At 31.6% G+C, this 26803-nt stretch carries 26 protein-coding genes; 6 read left to right on the top strand and 20 right to left on the bottom strand.

What is annotated here, in order from left to right:
- Window positions 1–19 precede the first annotated feature (19 nt).
- The 14 genes from B0A68_RS15280 to B0A68_RS15210 all read right to left on the bottom strand — a co-directional run bounded on the left by B0A68_RS15280 (window position 20) and on the right by B0A68_RS15210 (window position 14306).
- Window positions 20–1141 carry a DNA repair protein RecN gene (locus tag B0A68_RS15280; RefSeq protein ID WP_035687005.1) on the bottom strand — a complete coding sequence of 374 codons (1122 nt, stop codon included), beginning with the start codon at window positions 1139–1141 and terminating at the stop codon, window positions 20–22.
- Entirely contained in the window at window positions 1141–1815 is a 675-nt protein-coding gene (locus B0A68_RS15275) for a YlbF family regulator (RefSeq protein WP_035687008.1), read from the bottom strand. The genes B0A68_RS15280 and B0A68_RS15275 overlap by 1 nt, the downstream gene beginning before the upstream one ends.
- A gap of 129 nt (window positions 1816–1944) precedes the next feature.
- Window positions 1945–2385 carry a GNAT family N-acetyltransferase gene (locus B0A68_RS15270; protein WP_035687010.1) on the bottom strand — a complete coding sequence of 147 codons (441 nt, stop codon included), beginning with the start codon at window positions 2383–2385 and terminating at the stop codon, window positions 1945–1947.
- 686 nt (window positions 2386–3071) lie between these two features.
- Window positions 3072–3932, bottom strand: coding sequence for an ATP synthase F1 subunit gamma (gene atpG / locus B0A68_RS15265; RefSeq protein ID WP_035687013.1), 861 nt, complete (start codon window positions 3930–3932; stop codon window positions 3072–3074).
- A gap of 91 nt (window positions 3933–4023) precedes the next feature.
- The gene (gene atpA, locus B0A68_RS15260; protein WP_035687016.1) at window positions 4024–5601 is read right to left on the bottom strand and encodes a F0F1 ATP synthase subunit alpha; all 1578 of its coding nucleotides are present in this window, start codon (window positions 5599–5601) and stop codon (window positions 4024–4026) included.
- A 38-nt stretch (window positions 5602–5639) separates the two neighbouring features.
- Complete coding sequence (atpH, locus tag B0A68_RS15255) at window positions 5640–6173, bottom strand: ATP synthase F1 subunit delta (RefSeq protein WP_035687019.1); 534 nt, start codon at window positions 6171–6173, stop codon at window positions 5640–5642.
- A gap of 7 nt (window positions 6174–6180) precedes the next feature.
- Window positions 6181–6681 (bottom strand): F0F1 ATP synthase subunit B, encoded by a 501-nt coding sequence (locus B0A68_RS15250; RefSeq protein WP_035687021.1) that lies wholly within the window; start codon window positions 6679–6681, stop codon window positions 6181–6183.
- An 87-nt stretch (window positions 6682–6768) separates the two neighbouring features.
- Window positions 6769–6966 carry an ATP synthase F0 subunit C gene (gene atpE / locus B0A68_RS15245; RefSeq protein ID WP_008465835.1) on the bottom strand — a complete coding sequence of 66 codons (198 nt, stop codon included), beginning with the start codon at window positions 6964–6966 and terminating at the stop codon, window positions 6769–6771.
- A gap of 33 nt (window positions 6967–6999) precedes the next feature.
- Window positions 7000–8175: a F0F1 ATP synthase subunit A gene (atpB, locus tag B0A68_RS15240; RefSeq protein ID WP_035687023.1), complete on the bottom strand. Its 1176-nt coding sequence runs from the start codon at window positions 8173–8175 to the stop codon at window positions 7000–7002.
- Between the two features lie 571 nt (window positions 8176–8746).
- Window positions 8747–8974, bottom strand: a complete 228-nt coding sequence (locus B0A68_RS15230; protein ID WP_035687027.1) for an AtpZ/AtpI family protein — start codon at window positions 8972–8974, stop codon at window positions 8747–8749.
- Window positions 8955–9353, bottom strand: coding sequence for a bactofilin family protein (locus B0A68_RS15225; protein ID WP_035687030.1), 399 nt, complete (start codon window positions 9351–9353; stop codon window positions 8955–8957). The genes B0A68_RS15230 and B0A68_RS15225 overlap by 20 nt, the downstream gene beginning before the upstream one ends.
- Window positions 9354–9355: 2 nt before the next feature.
- A complete protein-coding gene (gene porW, locus B0A68_RS15220; RefSeq protein ID WP_035687033.1) occupies window positions 9356–11971 on the bottom strand; it encodes a type IX secretion system periplasmic lipoprotein PorW/SprE in 2616 nt (871 codons plus the stop codon).
- A gap of 87 nt (window positions 11972–12058) precedes the next feature.
- On the bottom strand, window positions 12059–12754 hold the full coding sequence (locus B0A68_RS15215) for an ABC transporter ATP-binding protein (protein ID WP_035687036.1): 696 nt from the start codon (window positions 12752–12754) through the stop codon (window positions 12059–12061).
- A 91-nt stretch (window positions 12755–12845) separates the two neighbouring features.
- Window positions 12846–14306: a DUF5687 family protein gene (locus tag B0A68_RS15210; RefSeq protein WP_035687039.1), complete on the bottom strand. Its 1461-nt coding sequence runs from the start codon at window positions 14304–14306 to the stop codon at window positions 12846–12848.
- Window positions 14307–14433: 127 nt separating this feature from the next.
- Here B0A68_RS15210 and B0A68_RS15205 point away from each other — a divergent pair, with 127 nt between their 5' ends.
- Both B0A68_RS15205 and B0A68_RS15195 read left to right on the top strand, forming a co-directional pair.
- Window positions 14434–15486 carry a ferredoxin--NADP reductase gene (locus B0A68_RS15205; RefSeq protein WP_035687042.1) on the top strand — a complete coding sequence of 351 codons (1053 nt, stop codon included), beginning with the start codon at window positions 14434–14436 and terminating at the stop codon, window positions 15484–15486.
- Window positions 15487–16084: 598 nt separating this feature from the next.
- Window positions 16085–17497, top strand: a complete 1413-nt coding sequence (locus B0A68_RS15195) for an MAC/perforin domain-containing protein (protein WP_084679090.1) — start codon at window positions 16085–16087, stop codon at window positions 17495–17497.
- A gap of 79 nt (window positions 17498–17576) precedes the next feature.
- Here B0A68_RS15195 and B0A68_RS15190 read toward each other — a convergent pair whose 3' ends face one another.
- On the bottom strand, window positions 17577–18584 hold the full coding sequence (locus B0A68_RS15190) for a glycosyltransferase family 9 protein (protein WP_035687046.1): 1008 nt from the start codon (window positions 18582–18584) through the stop codon (window positions 17577–17579).
- 43 nt (window positions 18585–18627) lie between these two features.
- Window positions 18628–19233, bottom strand: coding sequence for a DUF4254 domain-containing protein (locus B0A68_RS15185; RefSeq protein ID WP_035687048.1), 606 nt, complete (start codon window positions 19231–19233; stop codon window positions 18628–18630).
- 111 nt (window positions 19234–19344) lie between these two features.
- Here B0A68_RS15185 and upp point away from each other — a divergent pair, with 111 nt between their 5' ends.
- Window positions 19345–19998, top strand: coding sequence for a uracil phosphoribosyltransferase (gene upp, locus B0A68_RS15180; protein WP_035687050.1), 654 nt, complete (start codon window positions 19345–19347; stop codon window positions 19996–19998).
- Here the strand turns inward: upp and B0A68_RS15175 are convergent.
- Window positions 19993–20922: a DUF6427 family protein gene (locus tag B0A68_RS15175; RefSeq protein ID WP_035687053.1), complete on the bottom strand. Its 930-nt coding sequence runs from the start codon at window positions 20920–20922 to the stop codon at window positions 19993–19995. The two genes, upp and B0A68_RS15175, sit on opposite strands and share 6 nt — an antisense overlap.
- Window positions 20923–21058: 136 nt before the next feature.
- Between B0A68_RS15175 and B0A68_RS15170 the strand changes: the two genes are divergently transcribed.
- Window positions 21059–21289 (top strand): DUF6341 family protein, encoded by a 231-nt coding sequence (locus B0A68_RS15170; RefSeq protein WP_035687056.1) that lies wholly within the window; start codon window positions 21059–21061, stop codon window positions 21287–21289.
- Here B0A68_RS15170 and purD read toward each other — a convergent pair.
- Window positions 21281–22555, bottom strand: coding sequence for a phosphoribosylamine--glycine ligase (gene purD, locus B0A68_RS15165; RefSeq protein ID WP_035687060.1), 1275 nt, complete (start codon window positions 22553–22555; stop codon window positions 21281–21283). The two genes, B0A68_RS15170 and purD, sit on opposite strands and share 9 nt — an antisense overlap.
- Window positions 22556–22689: 134 nt before the next feature.
- Here purD and B0A68_RS15160 point away from each other — a divergent pair, with 134 nt between their 5' ends.
- Both B0A68_RS15160 and B0A68_RS15155 read left to right on the top strand, forming a co-directional pair.
- Window positions 22690–24000 carry a phenylacetate--CoA ligase family protein gene (locus tag B0A68_RS15160; RefSeq protein WP_035687062.1) on the top strand — a complete coding sequence of 437 codons (1311 nt, stop codon included), beginning with the start codon at window positions 22690–22692 and terminating at the stop codon, window positions 23998–24000.
- A 90-nt stretch (window positions 24001–24090) separates the two neighbouring features.
- Complete coding sequence (locus tag B0A68_RS15155) at window positions 24091–24564, top strand: ORF6N domain-containing protein (RefSeq protein ID WP_262486764.1); 474 nt, start codon at window positions 24091–24093, stop codon at window positions 24562–24564.
- Window positions 24565–24637: 73 nt separating this feature from the next.
- Here B0A68_RS15155 and B0A68_RS15150 read toward each other — a convergent pair whose 3' ends face one another.
- Window positions 24638–25405 carry a glycosyltransferase family 2 protein gene (locus B0A68_RS15150; RefSeq protein WP_035687065.1) on the bottom strand — a complete coding sequence of 256 codons (768 nt, stop codon included), beginning with the start codon at window positions 25403–25405 and terminating at the stop codon, window positions 24638–24640.
- Window positions 25405–26772, bottom strand: coding sequence for an undecaprenyl-phosphate glucose phosphotransferase (locus B0A68_RS15145; protein WP_035687067.1), 1368 nt, complete (start codon window positions 26770–26772; stop codon window positions 25405–25407). Before B0A68_RS15145 ends, B0A68_RS15150 begins: the two co-directional genes overlap by 1 nt.
- Window positions 26773–26803: the final 31 nt, after the last annotated feature.

Raw genomic sequence — 26803 nt, 5'->3', positions numbered from 1 at the left:
TTAAAATTAAATTTATTTATTAAAAAATATCTCCAAAACCGCCGCTTGATAATTTATCTTCTTTGGTCATTTTATAATTCGGACTTGTATACTTTGTTGAATCTGGAATTGTATTGTCTCCCGTTTTAATTTCATCAGCCAATGAATCTAATCTAGAATACAACTCGTCATTATCAACAGAATATTTAGAAGTTAAAGCATCAATATCTATAAGATTTTCAGAAGTTTTAGCAATATCCTGAGCAATTGTAGAAGTTACAACTTCAAGGGCATATTCTAATTCCCAGTCTTTTGTAAACATCATAGCGCTTTTTGCACTTTCTGTGGCTTCTTTTGCATTTCTTGCAAACTCATATTCTTTCTGAAGCATCGTAACTGTAGCATCAAAATCGGCAATTTTAATATCGATTGCTGTTCCTGCTAAAGTCAGTTTTCTATCCATTTTTCCTAAAACATTGGCACGAACACCATATTTCTGAATAAAACTTTTGCTCTGCTCATATTGAGTTGAAATTCTTTGCGAGTCACTTAATTTTCTAGCCAGCTCACTTTGCAGGGCTACATATTCATCAGTATCTTTTGCAGCAACTCCATTTACTTTTACCATTTCATCCATGGCAGATTTTAATCTTTCAGACTGACGCTGTAAACTTAAGACTTGCTCCTGAAATGATTTTGCTTCCTTTTCAGCCTTATTTGCTTCAATTTCCATTTCACCTTTCAATCCTTTAAGCTTCGCTTTTGTGTTTTTAAAAACTTCACGGTTTTTAATCATCTTTTGCTTTTGCTCTTCCAATTCATTAAATGGATTACTTTGAATTAGTGCTTTGTGAATGTTTTTTGTTGCAAAACGAAGGGCTTTCATTATAACAGGAAACATCATTACCAAAAAAACCAGGAAAACACCTGTTGCAGATAATGCTATAGCCTGTCCAAGCATTGTAAATAATGGCGGAATAATATAGGTCCACACTAAATATCCTCCAACTCCTAACAAACCTAACGCTAAAGCCCAAAATAATGACTTTTCGCCTTTTTTAAGTACTCCAGATTTTAAAGCAATTTCTCCTTTAGATTCATCAAAATGTTTTAAAATTGGTAATGATAAAAGAGTGCTTTTCTCTTGTTCGAATTTGTCCATTATAAATATTGATTAATTCCTGTTATTACAGTATTGATTGAGTTTAATAGTTTTTGTTTTGCTAAATCGTTGGCTTCCATTTTTAACTGAATTTCAGAAAGCTGTTCCATATTTTTCGGATCAATTTTTTGAAGTTCCATTTTTTTAGTTTCCAGCTCTTTTTGAAGTTCAATGACCTTAGCTTCTAAATCAGAAATGCTTTTAGAAAGATTGTATTTTTCTTTTGTAATATTATTATCTAATTCGGCTTTTTTAGTTTTTCCGACAGTATCATATTTTGCATAAACTTTCTCAATTTCACTAATATAAAAACCCGATTTTTCTAAAAGAAACTCTTTGTTCAAATCAGATTTGATGGTTTTTCCCATCGTAAAAGCCATCTGATAACTCTGCGGATTTGTTACTCCGACAGCCATTACCGACTTATACATTTCGAAAAAATCAAAACCTTCAGCATTCAATGACTCAAAACCTTTATTATAAACTTCAAAAATTTCATTTAAAAAAGGATTTGTCACTGCATTACCAGGAAATGAATCTGTAACTTGAGTTGGAAATTTATTTTCAGGAGCTGATAAAACTGGTGCTGCTGGTTTAACTTCAGCCGATTCTTCGGCCTTGTTAGCTTCATCATTAATAAAGAGGCTCTTCCAATTAAAATTTTCTTTTGCCATTGTTTTTTAGTTGATCTATTTTTTTAATACTTCTTTGGTTGTTAAATGTTATACGTAAGAAGTGTTAAAAAGTTACTAAATATAAAAATTAAAATTCAAGTGTTTTTATAATAAAGAGGTAACTATTTATTATAAAGTAAGTTTGCTCTCATCTAAAACTTTTACAAAATGAAATCCTTTGGGCACATAACCCTGATTGTAATAAAAACGATGTGCTGCAAAATTTCCTGTAAAGGCATCCAAAACAATACTGCTGCAACCTAAGTTTAAGGCTTTTTGCTCAATATAATCTGTCAAAAGTTTTCCTATTCCTTTTGAGCGAAATTCAGGATTTACTACAAAATTGTCTATTTCAAGATACTTTCCAGTCCATAATTTAGTTGCAGACCAGCATCCCGTAATTCCTAGACAAATACTGCCGTCAAAAACAGCAATCTGAATATAATTATTCGGGACCATTTCAGAAAGATAGGACTCGTACTTTTCGATAGAAAGATTTGGATACAGAAACCTCATGGTCTCAATTTGATCAAGCATCTCTTTTATAGTAGTAAGTTCTTGTAATTTCATTTGACAAAAAATAGATCTCAAATGTAACTAAAAAGGATTGACTTAACTAAAATTATTGCTGCATATTCTAATAAAACAAAGAAAAAACTTACTTAAATTAAAGAGCAATACAAGAAAAAAATTCCTTTAAGTGCATGGTTTTGAGCTTTTAACCGATAAAATTATTCAAAACATGTGAAATATATAAAATATCGATAAAAATTATGTAAGATTTTTTTCTTAAACTCTTCTTAAATTTGCTATATAGGGATTGAGGATAGCTAGAATGTAACCCTTTAAAAAAAACTAAGCACTGGGACTAATAAAGCTTGTTTGTTCCCATAAAAGACAAAGCACAGGGATTGAAGTTAGCTAAAATGTAACCCTTAAAAAAACTAAGCACTGGGACTGATAAAGCTTGTTTGTTCCCATAAAAGACAAAGCACAGGGATTGATTCTGCTGAAATGTAACCCTTAAAAATACAGAGCATTGGGATTAATAAAGCTAGTTTGTTCCCATTAAAGACAAAGCACAACAGATATATAAAATCTGTAACAAAATTTTATAAAATGGTATTGATTCTCAATTTTAAATAAATTGAGAATCACCATTTTATAAGAATTAAAAAGAAGCAAAATATTTGAATAAAAAAAGAGCCGATTATTTATGATAATCGGCTCTTTTTTTATTCTTACTTATGGATTGTTTATCCATTCAAAGCTTCTGCACCACCAACGATCTCTAAGATTTCGTTTGTAATTGCTGCCTGACGTGCTTTGTTATAAGTCAATTTCAACTGGTTTCTTAATTCAGTTGCGTTGTCAGTTGCTTTATGCATTGCTGTCATACGTGCTCCGTGTTCAGAAGCAAATGAATCGCGAATACCTTTATATAATTGTGTTTTTAATGATTTTGGAATCAAAGTCAACACGATTTCTTCTTTTGAAGGCTCAAAAATATAATCTCCAGCAGCTACTGCTGCATCAGATTTAATTGGAGCTAATGGCAAAAACTGCTCAGTCTGAACAATTTGAGTTGCAGCATTTTTAAACTGATTGTAAATCAATTCAATTCTATCGTACTCTCCAGATAAGAATTTTTGAGTCAGATTATCTGCAATTCCAGCAACGTTATCAAAAGTTAAGTGATCAAAAATTGCATTATGATGACCGTGAACTTTATGAGTTTTTGCCAAAACATCATTTCCTTTTTTCCCAATAGGAAAAACATCAACTTGTTTTCCGGCGTAAAACTGAGTACGGTTTTTAATTTCTTTAATTACGTTTGTATTAAATGCACCACATAAACCTCTGTTTGAAGTAATTGCAACAAGTAATACTTTTTTTACTTCACGTTGAGTTGTATAATCTCCTCCAACTTCACCCTCAAGTGTAGCAGAAAGATTTTGAAGCAACTCCGTTAATTTCTCGGCATAAGGGCGCATTGCAGTGATTGCATCTTGTGCTTTCTTAAGCTTTGCTGCAGAAACCATTTTCATAGCCGATGTAATTTGCATCGTCGATGAAACGGAAGTAATTCTATTACGGATTTCCTTTAAATTTGCCATTTGTCGATTAAAAAATGCGACAATTTGAAAATTAGATAATTAGAAAGTCTTTGAAGACATTTTCTAATTATCTAATTAACGAATTATCTAATTAAATATATTTTGCTGAAATTTCTTTTGCTGCTTTTTCGATAACATCTGTAATATTATCATCTAACTTACCAGCTTTCAACGCGTTAAGCGTATCTTTATGTTTGCTGTTTAAGTAAGCTAAGAAATCTGCTTCAAATTCTTTTACTTTATTTACAGGAACGTTTCTTAATAAGTTTTTAGAACCAGCGTAAATAATTGCAACTTGATTTTCAACAGGATAAGGATCATTTAAACCTTGTTTCAAGATTTCAACGTTTCTTCTTCCTTTTTCAATTACGTTTAATGTAACAGAATCCAAGTCAGAACCAAATTTAGCGAAAGCTTCTAATTCACGGAATTGAGCCTGGTCTAATTTTAAAGTTCCAGAAACTTTTTTCATTGATTTAATCTGTGCATTACCTCCAACACGAGATACAGAAATACCTACGTTGATTGCAGGACGAACTCCAGAGTTGAACAAATCTCCATCAAGGAAAATCTGACCGTCTGTAATCGAAATTACGTTTGTTGGAATATATGCAGAAACGTCACCAGCCTGAGTTTCGATAATTGGCAATGCAGTTAATGAACCACCACCTTTTACGATAGACTTAATAGAATCTGGTAAATCGTTCATGTTTTTAGCAATTCCGTCATCAGCAATTACTTTACAAGCACGCTCTAATAAACGAGAGTGTAAGTAGAAAACGTCTCCAGGATATGCCTCACGTCCCGGTGGTCTTCTTAATAAAAGAGAAACCTCACGGTAAGCAACAGCTTGTTTAGATAAATCATCATACACAATAAGTGCAGGACGACCTGAATCTCTAAAATATTCTCCAATTGCAGCACCTGCGAAAGGAGCATAAACTTGCATTGGAGCTGGATCAGAAGCATTAGCAGCAACAATAACTGTATAAGCCATTGCACCTTTTTCTTCTAACATTTTAGCGATTCCTGCTACAGTTGAAGCTTTTTGCCCAATTGCAACATATATACAGAATACAGGTTTTCCTGCATCGTAAAATTCTTTTTGATTTAAGATGGTATCGATACAAACAGTTGATTTACCTGTTTGACGGTCACCAATTACAAGCTCACGTTGTCCACGTCCAACCGGGATCATAGCATCTACTGCTTTTACACCTGTTTGTAATGGCTCAGTAACTGGTTGACGGAAGATAACTCCAGGAGCTTTTCTTTCTAAAGGCATTTCGTATAAGTCTCCACCGATTGGTCCTTTTCCATCAATTGGAAAACCAAGAGTGTTTACTACACGTCCTACCATTTGTTCACCTACTTTAAGAGAAGCAATACGTTGAGTTCTTTTTGCAGTAGATCCTTCTTTAAGTCCAGTTGATGGTCCTAAAAGTACAACCCCAACATTATCTTCTTCAAGATTCAATACGATACCTTCCATACCGTTATCAAATTCTACTAACTCACCATATTGTACATTAGATAGCCCGTAAACACGAGCAATACCATCTCCAACTTGAAGTACTGTTCCTACTTCCTCCAGCGTAGCACCAGATTCAAAACCTTCTACTTGCTTTCTTAATATTGCTGAAATTTCAGCAGGTTTGATTTCCGCCATCTTAATTTATAATTTAGACACTTTTTGTGTTATAAAAACTAATTACTTAACTCTCTTTTTAATACTTGTAATCTGTTTGCAACAGAAGCATTGTATTGCTTGTCACCTATTCTTAAAATAAATCCTCCAATAATTGATGGATCTACTATATTCTCAATTGTTATTTTTTTATCTGATAAAGTTGCAACTTTTGCTAAAACTTTAGCTTCCAAAGCTGCATCTAAAGGAATAGCAGTAGTAACTTTTGCTACTTCAACACCATTACTTTCATCAAATAATTTTTTATATTCTAAAGCAATTGCTTCAAGAATTTCAAATCTTTTGTTTTCAAACAATAAATGAAACAAACCTTTTGTTACTCCATTTACATTTGCAAAAACTTCAAGAAGAGCACTTTCCTTAACTTCAACTTTTGCTGTTGGGTTCTGAATAAAGGTACTCAATTCTAAATTGGTATCTATCGCATCAGCAATAGATTTCATATCGTTATTAACAGCTTCGGCAACACCTTTAGAGTTTGCTAAGTCTAGAATTGCTTTTGCATAACGAATTGCTGCTCTTGTACTTGCCATAATAATCTTAGTTTAACTTTACGTCACCTAACATTTTCTCTACTAATTTAGTTTGAGATTCTTTGTTAGATAATTCTTCTTTCAATAATTTTTCAGCAATGCTCAATGATAAAGTTGAAACTTGTAATTTCAATTCAGCCATAGCTGCATTTTTTTCACTTTCGATAGCTGCCTTAGCCTGCTCGATCATTTTTTGACCTTGCAATTGTGCTTCGTTTTTAGAATCAGCAATCATTTTCTCTTTCATTTCACGAGCTTCTTTTAGCATCGCGTCACGTTCTGCACGAGCTTCATTCAAAATTCTTTGATTATCAGCTTGTAAATTTTCCATTTCTCTCTTTGCATTTTCAGCAGAAAGCAATGCGTTTTTAATACCTTCTTCTCTTGCAGTAATAGATTCCATAATTGGTTTCCATGCAAATTTCACTAAAAGTAAAATCAATACTAACAAGATTAAAGCTTGCCAAAAGAATAAACCGAATGAAAAATCGTTAATTAACTTATCCATTTTATAACTATATTAAATATTTAATTTCTTTTTTAAAGTAACAACACCTTTAACCAACCGTTAAAGATGTTGTTATTTCTTTCTTTATTATTTTCCTAAGATTAAAGCAGCAAATGCTAAACCTTCTAATAAAGCCGCGATAATAATCATCGCAGTTTGAATTTTACCAGCAGCTTCTGGCTGACGAGCAATAGCGTCCATAGCAGATCCACCGATTTTACCTAAACCTAAACCTGCTCCGATTACTACTAATCCAGCACCTACTAAAGTTGGAATTGTTCCCATAACTATTTATATATATAAAATTAAACTTCTAAATTAAATAATTGCTGTTTCATCTTCATGGTGGTGAGCGTGATCATGATCCTGAACAGCCATACCAATAAATAATGATGATAACATTGTGAAAATGAAAGCCTGTAAAAATGCAACTAAAACTTCGATAACCGAAATAAATAATGTTAATCCCATAGAGATTGGCAAATCTGCAGCTAAATTTTTTCCAACAAAAATCATTGCAATTAAACTCATAATTACTACGTGACCTGCAGTAATATTTGCGTACAAACGAATTAATAATGCAAATGGTTTTGTTAATGTTCCTAACACCTCAATTGGTGCTAAAATTATTTTCATTGGAACTGGTACTCCTGGCATCCAGAAAATATGTCCCCAATAATCTTTGTTTGCACTAAATTGCGTAATGATGAAAGTAAATGCTGCTAAGCAAACTGTAATAGCAATATTTCCTGTAACGTTAATTCCTAGTGGTGTCATACCTAATAAGTTTAACAACCACACAAAGAAAAATACGGTTAATAAGTAACCCATATATTTTCTGTATTTTTTCTCTCCAATATTAGGAACAGCGATTTCGTCTCTGATAAAAATAATTAGCGGCTCCAAAACTCTTCCAAATCCTGTTGGGATTGGTCCTTTTTTATATGATCTTGCTAAACCAGTAAACATTAAGAATAATAGTAATGAAACAAAAAGCATTGATACAACATTTTTTGTAATAGAAAAATCTAAAGGTTTTTCGTTTGAAGGATGACCGTGTTCATCTAATTTAATTGTTCCGGCTGCATCTGTCTTATAAATTTTACCGTGAACTAATTTGTAGAAACTTCCATCTACTTCTGCAACTTCTTCACCGTGGTGTAATTTTGAAGAAGAGAAAACTTTCAAACCTCCATCGATAAGAATAACTGGTAAAGGAAAACCATAATGTTTATTTTCCTTTTCATCTGAAAAGAAAATAAAATCATGAGAATCTTGTAAGTGATGATCAATAAAAGCATCCACTTTTGCTTTTGGATCAAGAGCTGCGTGCTCTCCTTCCACAGGAGCATTGTGTGAAACTATTTGTTCTTCGTGAGCTGTTTCAGTTTGAACATGCGTTGAGTCATTCTCTGGATTTGCAAAACCCATAATTGGTAGAGAAGCTACAAAAGCGGCAAGAATAAAGCTGAGCGGTTTGTTTGAAATCACCATATCGTGGAAAATCTTATTTTTTTACGTTTCTAAAATTTGGTGCAAAGGTACATTTTTTATTAATATTCAAAAGGATATGAAAAATTATTTTTGAACCTTGTTTTACAGAATCGCTAATTTAACGCTTTTCATTTAATAATCGGACAGTTAAAAGCGTCTCAAATAACAAAAACAAAATAAATGTTATAAAAAAACTAACTTTTTCAACATCTGCTGTTTCAGTTTTGTTTTCCAAAATTGGCTGCAATATTAAATATCCTAATAACATTTGTGTAAAAGTTCCAAATAAGAAAACCATTCCAACGATTTCAAAATTCTTCTTTTTTACCATCAATAAGATAGTGTACAACAAAGCAGATAATCCGAAAAAAATCAAATAAATTAATCCGATACTATAATGAAATTTTTGAAAATTAATTTCCAGTAAAAAAAATGCTGTGCTGTGCAGTATACATGCGACAACTGCAAAACAAAATAAATAAAAAAAGGGTTTGTAATTTTTTAATAACATTTCACGTAAAATTTTTTGCAAAGATGCAACTTTTATCTACGCTGTTACAAATGAAAAATTTTACTTTGTTTTATTAATATCATTAACCTGACGGATAACATTATATAAAGCAAGACCTACACCTGCCAATACAAAAATGGTATTGTAATAAACTTTAGGACTCGGATGATTTTCATCCAGCCAGGTTCCAAAATAAGAGAATAAAAATATTATTACCCCCATTTGAAAAGGGATATTAATAAATGCCAGCCATTTATTTCTTCTATTTTTATTCGGTTCCTTTTCCATCTTCTAACATGATTACCTGATTAGAATTTGCAAGCATAGTACAGGTTGCCGTAAAATCTGCTCCCGGTTCTATCGAAAGTTTTCCTACTGCTACTTCTCCGTGTATTTGGGCAGTAGATTTAATATTAAGGATTTCGAGAACTTTTATTTTTCCATGAAACAGTCCTTCAATATCAGCATTATTACAAATAATTTCTCCTTTTACAACTCCCTTAGCTCCAATTACTATTTTCCCCTGTGAAGTAAAATTTCCTATCAATTCTCCATCTAGTCTAAAATCAGCTTTAGAAACAATATCTCCTATTATTGATGTTCCTTCTACTATTCTATTGGTTTTACCTAAAAGTTCTGTTCCGGGTTTTTTTACTTTGTCAAACATGATTAAGGGTTTTTTGGGGCTTTGTATTCTTCAAGATTTTTTTTAATTTGAATCACCTTATAATTATCACTTGAGATAATAATTGAAGGCTGCAAAATTTTATATTTTTTATCTTCTGCTAAAACATCTGATACGTCTCTAGCATAAGACTCTGATTTTAAACCATGAATAACTACAAAACTTTGCGTTTTATTATATTTATCCAAAGAAGTTGTCAGTCTCATAAAATTTTCATAATCTAAAAATTTCTTAATTGCATCTTCTATTTGTTTGGCTGATTTTGTATCATTACTTAAAATTGGATAAATGATTTTCCAGTTTTTGTTATCTGCAGTTGTAAAAGCAAGTTTTTCGAGACTTGGAATTTGTTTTTCCAGAATTTCTCTTGCATTTTTGCCCTCTTCACTATTCGGGTAATTGTCTGCAACCGATTCTAAACCATTTTTATACGCCTCCAAACCATCTACTTTTCCTAAGGTATTTGCTTTAAGCAATTCATACTTAGAAACTATGTCTTCACCAGCGTATTGATTAATCAAATTATCAATATTATCCAGTACGGTATTAAATTCTTCGTTTTGATATAATTTATACCATTTCTGATATTCTTTTTCAGGCGACAAATTATCGGCTTCGTTTGTATTATTCAAAATCTGCGCATATCTAGAGTTTGGATATGTTGCTGTAATATTTGCTTTTATAGCTTCTGCTTTGGCAGGATTTGTAATTTGATATATTTTATACAAATTATACATTGATGGCAATATCAATTTCTCTTCCGGATTATTACGCAGCAATTGCTCTAGCTTATCACTGGCCAGATTATATTCTTTAAATTTCTCTTTATATATAAGTCCTAATTGATAGTAGGCAAAATTACGCTCAACTCCAATACTGTCTATTGAAGCTTGTTTGGTTGGAAGCTGTTTCTGATAAAACTCTGTTGTATATTTTTCTATTACGACAGAATCCTTCACTATATTATTATTGTCTGCTTGATTCGTAATACTGTCATTCATTGCAGCACTATTCGCCGCTTTAATAGAAGCTAATCTCCAGTTGCCGCCAAGCGTTCTGTTACCCCACATTTTTTTAAATTGCAATTTTCCATAGGCAACAGTTGTCGGGTTGTAAAAGTAAAAAGTACTTACAACATCATTGCTTCCCGGAGGCAGACCAACACCATCAGGTTCGACTTGTTTACCTAAAGATTGCGGATTAACAGCTCCATTTCCAGGAATCTGAGCTTGAGAATTACGATCTATATTGGCTAATTTTTCGTTTTGCTTCTCTAATAAAATACGTTTTGCTTCGTCTTTCTTTTTAAGCTCGGCAATATAATTTTCAAAATAAATTTTTCTATCTGCAGGAGGTAAACCATATACTTTGATGATACTATCATTTCGTTTTGCAATTCCTTCATATTTAATTACATCATCAAGATTTTTTCTGTTCTTTTTAATGAATGCATATTCTCTGCTCTTCGGATTTAATTTTACCAGGGTGCTGTCATAATATTTAGCTGCCATGGTATAGTTTGTACTTTTAAAATACATGTTTCCGATGTTTCTGTAAGCAGAAGCTGCTAAATAGGAATCTTTAGATTTTCTGCGTAAAGATTTATTATAGAATTTTAATGCTTCGTCCTGATTTTTTCTGGTGTCATAAAACAGACCCATTTCGTAAAACAAGATGTCGTAGTAGGGTCTGTTTTCACGATCCTTTGTCAGTTTATTGTATTTTTTTAAGAACAGAGTATCATTGCCTTTTTCATAATCATAAAGCTCTGCTTTTTTTGCATAAGCATGCATCATGTATTTTCGATCGGCTTTTCTATTCATTTTTATAACACCGTCGTAAAAGTAAATTGCACTGTCTTTTTTTCCTGCTTCCTGATACATTTGTCCAAGAATAAAACGGTATCTAGCTTTCTCTTCGTTTATTCTGCTAAATTCTTCTGCAATTTTTAATTTGGTTACAGCACTGTCTTTTTCTTCTAAATTTAAGAATGCTTCTGCAAGCAAAGCATTTGCGTCAGAAAAAGTCTGTTTGTTTAAATCCGTTCTTTTTAATAATCTGTTAATGTTCGTGATTACAATTGCATCGTTTCCTAAACGCATATTGGTTTTTTCGCGCCAGATTTTTGCTGTATAAATATTACTGCTGTTTGGGTATTTGTATAAAATATAGTTGAATGCCTCAAGCGCCGGAATAAAACGCTGATCGTAATATCTTGCTTTACCAAGCATCAGATAAGCTTCATCGATTTGAGAATTTTTTTCTCTTCCTCCAATATTCATTGAGTGTTTCTGGATGGCCTTTGTTGCTTTGGTTTCTGCACGCTCAAAATCCGGATTTTTAGCTTTTTCTTCTTCCGAAAAATTTTCTTCAATCTGCATTTTTTCAATAGGCAGCATCTTCCAAAAATTATCCTGATCGTTACCTTGTACAGACAATAATCCCTTCTCAAGACCAATACCACCATTATACAAAATATTATATTTTGTACTTAAGGCATGAGAGTTTCTTGATAAAAACGTGTCTTTTTTGGTAGAACAAGCTATCAACAAAAAGAAAAACACGACAAAAAAACAATATTTTAGAGTATTCTTTTTCAATAGAAAAGATTTTTAATCAATAACTTCCAAAAAGAAGTTTTAGTATAAAGGCTCGTAAAAATACGCTTCTTTTTGAAATATTAGGGCTTATACCGCAAAAAACAATTCTAGTTCCTGCAGGGTTTCTTTTGATGTCACAATATCTTTTACGATTTCTCCTTTATTAAGTGCAACAATTCTATCGCAAACCTCAACTGTATGTTGTAAATCATGACTGGAAACTAATACTGTAACATTTGGATTTTCAGCAAGTTCTTTAATTATTTTTTTTAATCTGCTTACTGTTGTCGGGTCCAAATTTGCAAAAGGTTCGTCTAAAATAACAACTTCGGGATTCCCAATAAGTGTCGCTATTATTCCGACCTTTTTCTGATTTCCTTTTGATAAATCTCGAAGGTATTTTTTATTATTTAAAATTTCTCCATTAAAAAACTCTGCATGCTGCGCCAATAAAGCATCAATATCTGCTTTATTTTGATGGCGTAAATCTCCAACAAAATAAAAATATTCTTCGGGAGTAAGGTAACCAATTAAGAAACTTTCGTCTAAAAATGAACCTGTAAAAGATTTCCAGTTTTCACTAGTATTTACCTGAATATCATTGTTTTTAATATTCCCCGTTGAAGGCTGAATCAAATCTAACAGTAAACTAAAAAAAGTGGTTTTTCCGGCTCCATTATTTCCTACTAATCCAAAACTTTGTCCTTTAGGGATTTCAAGATTACTAATATTTAAAACTGTTGTGTCGTTATATTTTTTTGAAAGCTGATTAACTTGTATCATAATAATTTGGATTTATGAGTTGATTATAAAATCTGTCTTTGGTTTGTTTAATTGGCTGCCAATAGATTTAATTTTCTAATTGGCATATTATTTAATTCTTTTGTTTATAAGCACTTATAGTACTGTATTTTTCGATTTTGTATCTTTTTTCGATTAACGAAAAAACCTTGTTTCTTAAAACAAAACCTAAAACTCCCGCTCCTGAAACTAATAATAATCCGAGTGTTTTATCTCCCAAATAAAGTCCAAGTCCATACAAACCTAAAGGCAGTAATAATTTCGGAAGGGTTAGTAACATCGCACTCACATTAAAAGCTTTTTTGTCGCCAAAAGCACCGCTTGAACTACTTAAATCGATTGGAGTTTTGGTAAACGCACCGCCCAAAAGTACCAAGTGTGAATTTACTCCTATATTGTAAATCGCTCCGACAACGATTGTTAAGTAAACTTCCCATCCGTAAAAAAGATAAAATGAAGCTATAATCGTCGAGACAAAAGTAGCAATAACCACAAGCCACCATTTTGAGGTAATGTAACCTCGATATGGAATGTTTTGTGTCATCATTAATTGATAATAAGAACTGTCCCAGCTTGGTACAAATTGTCCAAATACAAATAAAAATCCACCTGAAACAAATATGCCCGCAAAAATATGCATCACAGCCGGCTGGTGAGAATTTCCAAAAAATATAAGTCCGTAAAACAAAAAGATAACGCTCATAAAAATCGTCGTTTTAGATCTTTTGTTTCTTTTGATTAGTTTAATATCATTTTTAAGAAACGTGCCTAAAGTACCGAATTGATTAAGCCAGGAAAGATTTTCTGTTGCAGCAACATCTTCTTTTTTAGAAAGTCCGGCGTCCAGATATAAGTTGTTTTTAAAATACTGAAATGTAAATAAATACAATCCGATTAAAAATACAATCGGAATTAAAAACAGCCATTTTGATTGGTACAATCCGTTAAAAAAAGGCGCTGTGAAAATTGTAATATCAAATAACTTATAATATTGTGCTCCTGCCAAAGCAAGAATTAATCCTATAAAAACAACAAACAATTTATCAATATTGCTTAAAATGATATTTACAAAATTGTTGATGTATACTAAGGATATAATAGCAAGATGCCACAAAATAATTCCAGTAATACTATAACCTTCCAGAACTAACACAATAGAAAAAGGAACGAAGAAAAGTGCATGGATCCAATTGAAAAATGACAAAACCGTTTTGCCTAAAGAAAAATGAACTATCGTAGGTTTCTTAAAAGGAAGAATAAGTAAAGGTTTTATATTGAGCACCGGAATAGCCTGCACTAACAATCGTATAACGAGATCAAACAAAAAGTAATAAATCAGAAACCTGTTGACGGTTTGCAAGGGTTCGAGATTCATTTTTTTTAGAATATAAAATACTCCTATACCGCCTCCTATAAAAATTAATGAAAAATAGATCATCAAAAAACCTACTAAAATTTTCATTGCCAGGTTGGCACCAAACGAAGCAGATCTGGTAAAGGCTTTCCATTCGAGATAAATAAACTTTTTAATCATGGTCAATTAATTTTGATTTTGATAGTAAGAGATCAAATGTAAGTAAACGTTACAAAAAAAGTTAAAAAAATTGATTTCGTGCATATCATTTACCACCGTTTGCTACTTTTGCATAAAAATTACAACCATGCCTTCATTCTTAAAACTTATAATTAAAGAGGTAAAACGAGAAACAAAAGATGCTGTTTCTGTGCTTTTTAATGTTCCCGAAGAACTAAAACTTGACTATAAATTTATAGCTGGACAATACATTAATTTAAAACTAACTCTTGATAACCAAGAAATTAGACGTGCATATTCTATTTGTTCTGCTCCAGAAAGCGGTGAATTACGAATAGCTGTAAAAGCAGTAAAAAATGGGATGTTTTCTCAGTTTGCAAATACCAAACTAAAAGCCGGCGATGTTCTGGAAGTAGGACATCCTGAAGGAAAATTTACATTTGAACCTGAAGCTGAAAGACAAAAAAACTACGCAGCTTTTGTGGCAGGAAGCGGAATCACTCCTGTACTTTCTATTATAAAATCTGTTCTAAAAAGCGAACCAAAAAGCTCATTTGTATTAGTTTACGGAAACAGAAATCCAGAAGAAACTATTTTTTACCAAGAACTTCACGATCTTCAATTACAATATGTAGGACGTTTTTTTGTACATTACGTATTTAGTCAGGCTAAAGCCGAAAATGCTTTATTTGGCAGAATTGAGAAATCTTCTGTAAATTTTGTTTTGAATAATAAGCATAAAGAATTGCAGTTTGATAAATTTTTCTTGTGTGGTCCAGAAGAAATGATCAATACGGTTTCGGATGTATTAAAAGAAAAAAACGTAAAAGAATCTGCTATTAAGTTTGAGCTTTTTACTTCATCTACAGAAGTACACGAAATTTCGACTTCATTAGAAGGGCATACAAAAATTACTGTTTTGGTTGATGATGAAGAAGTTTCTTTTGAAATGTCTCAAAAACAAACCATCCTAGATGCAGCATTAAAAAAGGGAATTGATGCACCTTATTCTTGTCAGGGCGGTATCTGCAGCAGTTGTTTAGCACGCATTACGGCAGGAACGGCAGAAATGACAAAAAACTCAATTTTAACAGATAAAGAAATTGCTTCTGGTTTAGTTTTAACCTGTCAGGCGCATCCAACTTCAGAAACAATTTATGTAGATTTTGATGATGTTTAATTATTAAAATCCAACAAATATAAAATTCCAAATTCCGATATAACTATAGGAATTTGGAATTTTTTTTATGTGAATCTTTTTTATAAAATTAGCTTTGGAATTTTGAATTTAAAAATTGGAATTTAATTTGTTATGAGATCAATGCACGAAATATTTAGAAATAAAGAACATCTTTTGGAAGAACCAGAAGTACAAAAACTTGCCGATTATTGCGATGAATTACAAGATGAAATGTCGAATTAAGATTTCAGAAAACTGATAATAAGGAACTCGCTCTAATTGATATGATCCTAGAAGTTATAAAAGGCTGTGAAGTTTTGGAAAAAGAACAAAAGGAACACTAACGCTTTGGTTATAATGATCCCGATTATAAGTCTACTGTGATCTAAAAGATATATTTACATCAGATGCCGTGAGGAGAAAATTTGGATGTATTAATGCTGCAAAAATTTAATCTGGCTTTGATAAATTAACGGTTTAAAATGTTAATACTTAAATTTTTATAAAAATTTTATTATTATTATTATTAATTTTGAAAGCTATTTCTTTCTTTTGTGTTTTTTTCTTACATTTGTTAAAATTTTAATCTTATTTACAAATGAAAAAAAAACTATTTGTTTTACCACTAACATTTATGTTATTATTTACTGCTTCATGTTCTGATGAAGAAAATCAAGAGCAAATTATTAATGCTCAAACACAACAAATAAGTTCTAAATCAACTCAAAGACCTGGAGACGGAGGTTATGATGCATTAGGATATGGTTATGATGTTACAAAAGAATTTGCAAATTCTAATTCTGCTGGTTTTCAAGTAATTGACATAGCAAGATTTAAAGCAGAACAAGCTTCAAGATTAAGTGAGGAATTTACATATTCTAGTGAATATAAAGAAGTTTACGGTGAAAATGCTCTAACATATTCTAAAGTCCTTTCACAAAAAACAGAAAGTACTTCTTCACAAGTTGTTTATGGCAAAACTCTTTCATCTGCATTTACACAAAACACAACTGACACAAACAAATTTGAAGGAAAATACATCTACGGAAGCTATTCTTTAGAAGTGAAATATAAACGATTAAGATTTAACAGTACAATAGACTTGCTTAAAAATTATCTTACTCCTGAGTTTATAGCTGATTTAAATTCTAAAACACCGCAACAAATCGTGCAAGATTATGGAACACATATTTTAACAGATATTTATACTGGTGCAAAATTAAATGTTCTTTATCAATCTGAAACAAAAAACCTCGATAGAGCACTTGCGGCAAGAGCTGGTGTTAAATCAAGTGTTGAAAATGTTTTTAGTATGGATGTAAATAACGATGTAAATACTTCTTATGCATCTCAAAACTATAATAGAAAAATATTCTATAACACACGAGGTGGAAACCCTTCAAAATCATTAATTGGAACAATCAATTTGGAAAAATCTCCAGTTCAAACCTTGAATATTTCAGATTGGCAAAATAGTGTTGATGTTTCAAATTCTGTATTGATGGATATTGCACCTAATGGATTAATTTACATATATGATCTTATTAATGATCCAGTAAAAAAATCACAAATTAAACAATATGTAGATCAATACATAATCAATAATACTGTAAAAATACAAGATATACCAGTAGATATTTATTGCTTTTATAGTGGTAGAGATAGTGATCATTACTATAATCAAAATAACACTATTCCTAATAATTATATTTCAGAAGGAGTGTTTTTTAAAGCATTTAATTATCCAGCAGTAAATACAGTTCCAATATATATGTATTATAGCGGAAAAGATAGCGATCATTATTATTCTAGATCTAGTCAGATACCAATAAATTATGTTTCAGAAGGTATCGCATTTTATGCATATCCAAATGCCACATTAAGTTTAAATGGTGCTGTTCAAATATACATGTATTATAGTGGAAAAGATAGTGATCATTATTACACCAAATCAAATCAGATACCTAGAAATTATATATCAGAAGGGGTTGAATTTTATGCATTACCATAATTAATCAATTATAAGTTTTAATACAAGGGGCAGGATTTTTAATTAAATCTTGCCCTTGTTTTATTAACATTATTGAATTTTACAATAATTTCTCAATACTCTTCACTACTTTTTTAGGAGAAATAGTCCTCATTGCATCTTCATAACCTTCAACTATTTTATTTCCATAAACAGAGGTCGGCAGCAGTGGATATTGATTTCGGTCTGAAATTAAAGCATTTTCCAGACTTTGATTAAAAGGAGAAAATCCTGCATAAGGATGTGTTGCGCCCCAAAGTGTAATTACTTTTACGCCCAGCATTGCTGCAATATGTGCATTTCCAGAATCCATAGAAAGCATTACATTCAGATTACTGATCAGCTTTAATTCCTGCTGAAATTTTATTTTTCCGGCTGCATTTATTACATTTTTAAAGGGTTTAGAAAGTGATTCTAAAATCTCGATTTCTTTTGCTCCTCCTCCAAAAAGTACAATGGTATGATCTTTATTATCTGCCAGTTTTTCAATTACTTCCTGCATTAAATCTATGGGATAAACCTTAGAATCGTATTGTGCAAATGGCGCTATTCCTATTAGTTTTTGATAATTTTCTCCTATCAAATCTGTAATTTCTGCACCCAGAACTGCTTTTTTAGGAAATTCAGGATTGGATAAATTAAGTCGAAAACCAAGTTCTTCAAACACTTTTGCATGTCTGGCGAACATTGTAGGCAGCGGTTTTAAAATTTTATTTTCGGCTCGTGTTAATTCTTTTTTACCTTCACGGCCTTTGTCAACAGTTGCTGTTTTTTTTCCGCTTAAAGCGAATAATAAACTCACCACTTTAGATCTTAAAACGTTATGCAGATCTGCAAAACCATCTATCTTTAATTTTTTAACATCTCTAAACAATCGCAAAAGTCCAAGAAAACCTTTGTGGCGTTTTTTTTCATCAAAAGCAAAAAAATCAAGATTTGGAATTCCATCAAAAAACGGCTTAAAAAACGGACGAGAAATTACCGTAATTTTTACTGTGGGATATTGTTTTACAAAAGAACGTAAAACAGGAACCGTCATGGCAACATCTCCCATTGCGGAAAGTCTCATGACGGCTATATGTTGAATAGTTTTGGACAACTTTACTGCCAAACTATTTTTTATTCTGATATAAAACCGGGTTCAAATCATCGTCATTGTACATTTTCATTTGTTTGTACACTTTCATGAATTTTTCTCCATTCTCGATGTCAGCTAATAAATCATCAATTGCTGTAGATAAATCACTTCTCTGCTCTAAAAGAATATTTAGTTTTTCCTGACATTTATCTCTATGCTCTTGTGATGCCTCTGCACGATTGGCTTCTTCCTGCATGTGATAAATTTTTAGAGCTAAAATAGACAATCTGTCAAATGCCCAGGCAGGACTTTCTGAGTTGATTTTTGCACCGTCTTTTGCTTGTACATTACTGTATTTTTGCAAAAAATAGCTGTCTATATATTCAACCATATCTGTACGTTCCTGGTTTGAAGCATCAATTCTTCTTTTTAAAGTCAAAGCTGCAACAGGATCAATCTGCGGATCACGAATAATATCTTCAAAGTGCCACTGAACGGTATCTATCCAGTTTTTTAGATATAATAAATGTTCAAATTTATCTTTTGGATAAGGATTACTTATAGGCTGATCTACATTATCAAATTGATGATAATCATTTATGCTTTGTTCGAAAACCGAATATGCTAATTTTGAAAACATGTCTTTAATTTTTATATAGACAAAGATACTTTTTATACTTTAGTAGTCCGAAAAAATCCTTATTTTTTTCGTTATTAATAAAATTGACTAAAAAATTCATAACAATTCATTATGCAAATTCATTATATATCAGAAAGCAACAGTGTCCTAAACCATTTTCTTGGACAGATCAGAAATGTAAATATTCAGAAAGACAGCATGCGTTTTAGAAGAAATATCGAGCGGATTGGTGAAATTATGGCGTATGAATTAAGCAAAGATCTGACGTATAAAAATGTCGAAATTCAAACTCCTCTTGGCATTAAACATACTACCGAAATAGAAAATGATCTCGTACTCTGTTCTATTTTACGAGCTGGATTACCGCTTCATAATGGTTTTTTAAACTATTTTGATCAGGCAGAAAACAGTTTTGTTTCGGCTTGCAGATATCATCCAAATAATGATGATGATTTTGAAATTTTAGTAGAATATCAGGCACTTTCAAACTTAAATAATAAAACGGTTTTACTTCTTGACCCAATGCTTGCAACAGGATATTCTATAGCAGCAGTGCATGAAAAATTAATAGAAAATGCAGTTCCGGCAGCTATTCATATTGTGGTTGTTATCGCTGCTCCTGAGGGAATTGAATATCTACAAAAGACGCTGCCCGAAAATTGTCATTTATGGGTTGCGTCACTGGATGAAAAATTAAACGATAAAAAATATATTATTCCGGGACTTGGAGACGCCGGCGATCTTGCTTACGGAAGTAAATTATAATTGGCTGAAAAAAGTAAATAAACTGCACAAAATAAGGACGTAAAAAACAATTTCGTTATTTAGTTTTTGCTGCATATACTCCACATGGCTTGCGGCCATAATGGTTAACGGTGCAATACTAAAAAAAAGTATGTCGTTACTTTTATCAGGAGAAAGCACGTAAACAAAAACAGCTATAAAAAAATAGGCTACAATCTTTTTATAAGAAGCATGTACCAGTTGTGGTCTGTTTGATAAGGTAGTCAGCATTGAAAACACAAAAAATAAAGCTACTGCGGTGTAAATAGAAAGTGCGCCGTTTTCGTAATTATTCTTAAAATAATCAATTCTAAAATCTACAACTGCACGCTTCTGGAAAAATTCTACAGCATCTATATGAAAGATAAACGATGTCATTAAGAAAACAACTGCAACTGCCAAAAGAGCTATAAAAGGCAGAATCCAATTTCTATAATCTCTCGAAACGTGGAAAATTATGGATATAAAAACCAAAATCAAGAAGAGAACGCACCAGAATTGAAATAAAGAAGCTACAAAAATCCAAAAAGAAGCATCGAATATTTTTTCTTTTGAAGCTTTTAGAGATTGTAATGAAATCAATCTTCGAAGTGCCAATAAAATGAAAAAATTGGCATAAATAACATTCAGATTATTAAAAATGCTCGGGAAGAACATTATAAACAATAAGTAGAAAAATATCGCGTAGCCGTTGTCTTTACTGAGACCATTCTTTTTTACAATAAAATTAATCATAAAAAAGGAAGCCAAAATAAAACACAATGAACTCACTTTTTGAAACAGCAAAAAATTAGAACCTTCCCAGGCAGTTTCTTGAAATTGAGACAGAAAAAAGAAAACCAGTATTAAAATTACAACCAATGAATAATTTAATGGTGTAGATTTTTTAAAAACACTTGTTATCATAAGGATATTTTATACTTTTGTGATTGTAAATATAACTTGTTTAAAACGAAAACCATCAAGTTGAAAAAAGATTCTATTCTTTCATTTTTGACTTCAACGGTTACAAAACAATAAATAACATATAATTTTATAAATTATGAAAGCTTTTTTTGAAGGAATACAATCACTTTTTGTTGATTTTTTATTTAAACCACTTGATGGATTACGTCATTTAGAACTTATTACTTGGTTTGGTGCAAATACAATCAACTGGATTTTTATGATTATTTGTGCATGTGCAATCGTTTATTGGATTAAACAATTACGCATTTTTGATGATGCAGGAACAGAAAACCAAGATACTACTGCTCACTCTTTTTTAAAGTAAGTCGAAGCCGATATCTTTTCTAAAATACATCTTATCAAAATTTAGTTTATCTATATTTTGGTAAGATTTTTTTATGGCTTGTTGGAAATCATCTCCGTAAGAAGTAATTGTTAACACACGTCCTCCATTACTTAAAACAGCGCCGCCTTCTAATTTTGTTCCGGCATGAAACACAATAGAATCCGTAATGTTTTCCAAACCTGTAATTACTTTTCCTTTTTCAAAATCTTCAGGATATCCTCCAGAAACCACCATAATTGTTGTTGCACTTCTAGGATCAATTTCCAATTCGAAAGAATCTAATTTTTGATCTGCAACAGACAAGAATAATTCAACCAAATCAGATTTTAATCTTGGCACCACAACTTCGGTTTCAGGATCACCCATTCTTACATTGTATTCAATAACAATTGGTTCATTTTTTACATTAATCAAACCAATAAATACAAATCCTTTATATTCGATTCCGTCTTTCTGGAAACCTTCAATTGTTGGTTTTACAATACGGGTTTCAATTTTCTCCATCAAAACAGCATCAACATAAGGAACTGGAGAAACCGCTCCCATTCCGCCTGTGTTTAATCCTGTATCTCCTTCTCCAATTCTTTTATAATCTTTTGCTGTTGGAAGGATTTTATAGCTTTTTCCGTCTGTTAAAACGAAACAGCTCAATTCGATTCCATCCAAAAATTCTTCGATCACAACTTTTGAACTTGCTGCGCCAAATTTTTCATGAACCAGCATATTTCTCAATTCTGTTTTTGCTTCTTCAAGATCCTGAATAATCAAAACTCCTTTTCCTGCCGCCAATCCATCTGCTTTTAAAACGTAAGGAGGCTGCAATGTTTCAAGAAACGAACATCCTTGTTCAACTGTTTCAGCCGTAAAACTGTCGTATGCTGCAGTCGGAATGTTGTGTTTCATCAAGAATTCTTTTGCAAATTCTTTACTTCCTTCTAATTGAGCACCTAATTTTGATGGTCCAATAACAGGTATGTGTTTTAAACTTTCGTCATTTTTAAAATAATCGTAAATACCTTTTACCAATGGATCTTCGGGTCCAACGACTACTAAGCTTATATTTTCTTTAAGTACAAGTGCTTTTACTGCTTCAAAATCAGTTGGAGCTATTGCCACGTTTTCAGCGATTGAAGCTGTTCCTGCATTTCCAGGTGCAACAAAAAGTTTTTCGCATAGTGGACTCTGAATCATTTTCCATGCAAATGCGTGCTCTCTTCCGCCTGATCCCAATAATAAAATTGTCATGTGTTGTTGTATTTTAGTTGTGGTGCAAAAATAATTGCTTTTGAACTTAAAAAATAATTAAATCTTAAAAAGTTAACTTTTAATCTGTAATAGTAATTGCTAAATATTATTTTTGGTGAAATTTACTCTTTCAAATGTTTAAAATTTTTGACTTAGCTCTATATCTAAATGGTTTTCCGATGAAGGAAGCCAAAGCTGAACTGCAAAAAATAATTGCAGTTCCAGAAGAAAATTATAATGATTTTGTGGAGCTTAAAAAAAAAGAAATTGTCAATTTTCATTTAAAAAATAATACTTTTTATAAAGAATTATCTAATCTGGACTCTTATGAAAATTGGTCAGATTTACCAATTTTGAGTAAAAGAAATCTTCAAAAACCTTTAATTGAAAGACTTTCAACGGGATATTCGCTAAAAAATATTTACACAAATAAAACTTCTGGTTCCAGCGGAGATCCCATGGTTTTTGCAAAAGACAAGTTTGCTCATGCCTTAACATGGGAAGATAATATCCGTAGGTTTTCATGGTTCAAGATCGATTTTAACCATTCTTTTCAAGCTCGGTTTTACGGAATGCCTCTAAGTTTTTTAGAGAACAAAAAATTACGCTTCAAAGATTTTTTAAGCCGTCGATACCGTTTTAACATCTTTGATTTATCTGATAAAGGATTAGAAAAAATTACAGCACAATTTCAAAAAAAGAAATTTGATTATATAAACGGCTATACAAGCAATATTGTTTTGCTGGCAAAATATTTACAAAAAAACAATAAAATCCTTGCTCAAATCTGCCCTTCATTAAAAGTGTGCGTGGTAACGTCCGAAATGCTTTTTGAAGAAGACAGAACCTTAATAGAAAGACAATTGGGCGTTCCTGTAGTTAATGAATACGGATCATCAGAAATAGGTATTATTGCTTTTGAAAATACCGATGGAGAATGGCTCGTAAATGCTGAAACACTTTTTGTTGAAATCCTGGATGAAAACAACCAGCCGGTCCCTTACGGAAAAGAAGGCAAAATTGTGATTACGAGTTTACACAATAAAGCACATCCTTTTATTAGATATGAAGTTGGCGATTACGGAATTTTAGACGAAAAAAGCACTCCTAAAAAACCTATCTTAAAAAAACTAATCGGCAGAACTAATGATGTCGCCATTTTACCAAGCGGTAAAAAATCTCCCGGAATGACTTTTTATTCTATTACCAAAAAACTATTTGGAGACGAGGGAAATGTAAAAGAATTTATAATAAAACAAACCAAAATAGACGTTTTTGAAATAGAATATACAAGTGAAAATGAACTAAGTAATTCTGAAATAAAAAATATAGAAAAAGAGTTTTCTAACTATCTGGAACCTAATTTAAAATACATTTTCATTCGAAGAGAAAAACTGGAACGAGCAAAAAGCGGCAAATTGAAACAGTTTAAATCTTATTTATAGATAAAATCTTACGTTTGCTTTTTTGACTAAAAACTTATGACCGATCAATCTTTTCTTTCTGAGGAAACAATTTCTAATAAAATATAGTACATCCGCAATCAAAAAGTGTTGTTAGACAGGGGTCTGGCATTACTTTACGGAATAGAAACAAAACGATTAAAAGAACAAGTAAAAAGAAATATAAATCGTTTTCCTGAAGATTTTATGTTCGAACTTACCAAAATAGAATTTGAAAATTGGAGGTCGCAATTTGCGACCTCCAATTCTGAAAAGATGGGTTTGCGGCATGCACCTATGGCATTTACAGAACACGGAGTTCTAATGCTTTCAAGCATTTTAAAAAGCGATAAAGCAATTCAAACCAATATTCAAATTATGCGAATTTTCACGAAAGTGAGACAAATGCTTTTAGATACGACTGAAATTAAAGTGGATATACTTCACATACAGAAGAAGTTAGAGAATCACGATAAAAACATTGAATTAGTATTTTCTTATTTGGATGAATTGACTGAGAAGAAAGAAAATGAGTCTGAAAGGATAAAAATTGGTTATAAAAAATAGTTCTTTAATTCTTCAAGGTCACAAATTGTGACCTTGAAACTTGAAGTCTAAATTTTCGGCATCAAGCTGAATTTTAAATCTTCTTTATATAACGAGGTTTTATAATCAGCTGTGTAAACAAAAACCTCATCATCAATAAAACAGAAAACACAAAATTAAATTTGTGAAATTCTCTGTAAACACCAAAATTGTGTTTAATTAATTTGAATTTTGAAGACGATATAGAATCTTTTCTTATTCTGTAAAAAGCAAGAGGTTCCGGCACAGGTTTCGTTTCTCTAATTTGTTTTAAAATTGTCAGCCACAATCGCCAGTCCTGCCTTTTTTGGGAATCTGGTAAAGCGATTTTTCCGAAAAAATCTGCATCGTAAATCGCAGTTAAGTTTCCTACGTAATTACAGAAAAATAATTGTTTGTACGTTAGCTTTAATGGGGCTTCTACCCTTTTTTTTAATTCATTTCCTTCTTCATCAATACAATCATAAAAGCTAAAAGTGAATCTTAAATTATTTGTTTTTAAAAATTGTATTTGTTTTTCTAATTTCTCAGGAAACCATACATCATCAGCATCAAGATAGGCAATATATTTTCCCGAAGCTTTTTCTAAAGCAGTATTTCTTGCTACTCCATTTCCGGAGTTTTTTTCTAGTTTAAAGAGTTTTATTCTGGAGTCCTTTTGGGCAAATTCCTCAATTATAGAAACCGTTTGATCTGTTGAAGCATCATCAGCCAAAATCATTTCCCAGTTGTTATAAGTTTGATTTTGAACTGAAACAAGGGTTGCTCTAATGAACTTTTCAGTATTATAGGCTGGTATTATAATAGAAACTAATTCGTTCATTAATATGCTTTTTTATCGCCTTTAAAAATATTGATTATTGTTTGGGAAATTATTTTAAAATCCAGAAAAAGCGACCAGTTTTCGATATAAAAAACATCAAATTTGATTCGATTGATCATGTCTCTTTCCATTGTAATTTCGCCCCTAAATCCGCTTACTTGTGCCAATCCTGTAATTCCGGGCTTAACACAATGTCTTATCATATATTTCTTAACCCTGTTTCCATATTCTTTATTCTGCGACCAAAGATGCGGTCTTGGACCAACAACAGACATATCGCCTAATAAAACATTATAAAATTGAGGCAGCTCATCTATGCTGGTTTTTCTCATAAACCTGCCAATTGCTGTTACCCTCGGATCGTTTTTAGACGCTTCTTTCTCGGTTGTCATGTTCATTTTCATAGAACGAAATTTATAACAGACAAATTCATTTTCGTCAATTCCAGGTCTTCCCTGTTTAAAAAAAACAGGTCCTTTAGATTCTAATTTTATTAAAATCGCCAGCAGCGGATACAACCAGGATAATAGAAAAACTATTACAAAAACAGCAAAAAAAACATCAAAAGAACGCTTAAGAAGTTTTATTGCCGGTTCATTCAGCATGGTCTTTTTTAAGGATAATACCGGAAAAAACTCGTAATAATCTATTTTTAAATTCTTTGAAAAAATCTCTTTGGTGTCTGGAATAAATTTTATGGTTTTATTATTCTCGTCTGCAAAATCAATTAAATCTTTTAGGTAACTATTAGAAACTTCGTTTAAAGAACAATAGATTTCATCGACCAGATTATCAATTACAAAAGGTTTTAAAGTAGATAATTTTCCTGTAATCGCTTGATTTACTTTTTTATCAGAAAAAAATCCCAGAAATCGATATCCGTAATTTTTTCTGGTTTCAAAAAAATCTTTCAGCCGAATTGCTTCTGGCGTATAACCAATAATAACGGCCGTTCTGTAATTACTACCTGTTAAAATTCTATATTCTTTTAAATAAAAAAACAGCGAAAATTTAAAACTCGTTACCAATAATACTATTAAAAATATAAAAATTGCAATATCAGATTCGCTAAATAAAGCCTGTTTTGAAAACGGAAAAAAAGAAATTGCCACTAACAGAAAAAGAATTGCCTGTCTAAATATTTTTGAAACGATTTCTAAAGGCGTTGTAAACCTGTATATATCGTAAAACTTTATAGAAAATGCGATTAAACCCCATCCTGTAAATTGGTATAATATGTAAAATAAGATATTAGAAACCTGTGTCTTAAAAACAAAAAAGCTTACAGCAGCAATGAGAATCAAATCGATTACAATACTAATCGGCCTGATATACTTTGAGTATCTTCCTTTCTGAAACACTTTCATACCTTAGTTTATACTATGAATTTTCTCTGTA

The organism is Flavobacterium reichenbachii (assembly GCF_002217435.1).
Lineage (GTDB): Bacteria > Bacteroidota > Bacteroidia > Flavobacteriales > Flavobacteriaceae > Flavobacterium > Flavobacterium reichenbachii.
This window is presented reverse-complemented; position numbering and strand designations above follow the sequence as displayed.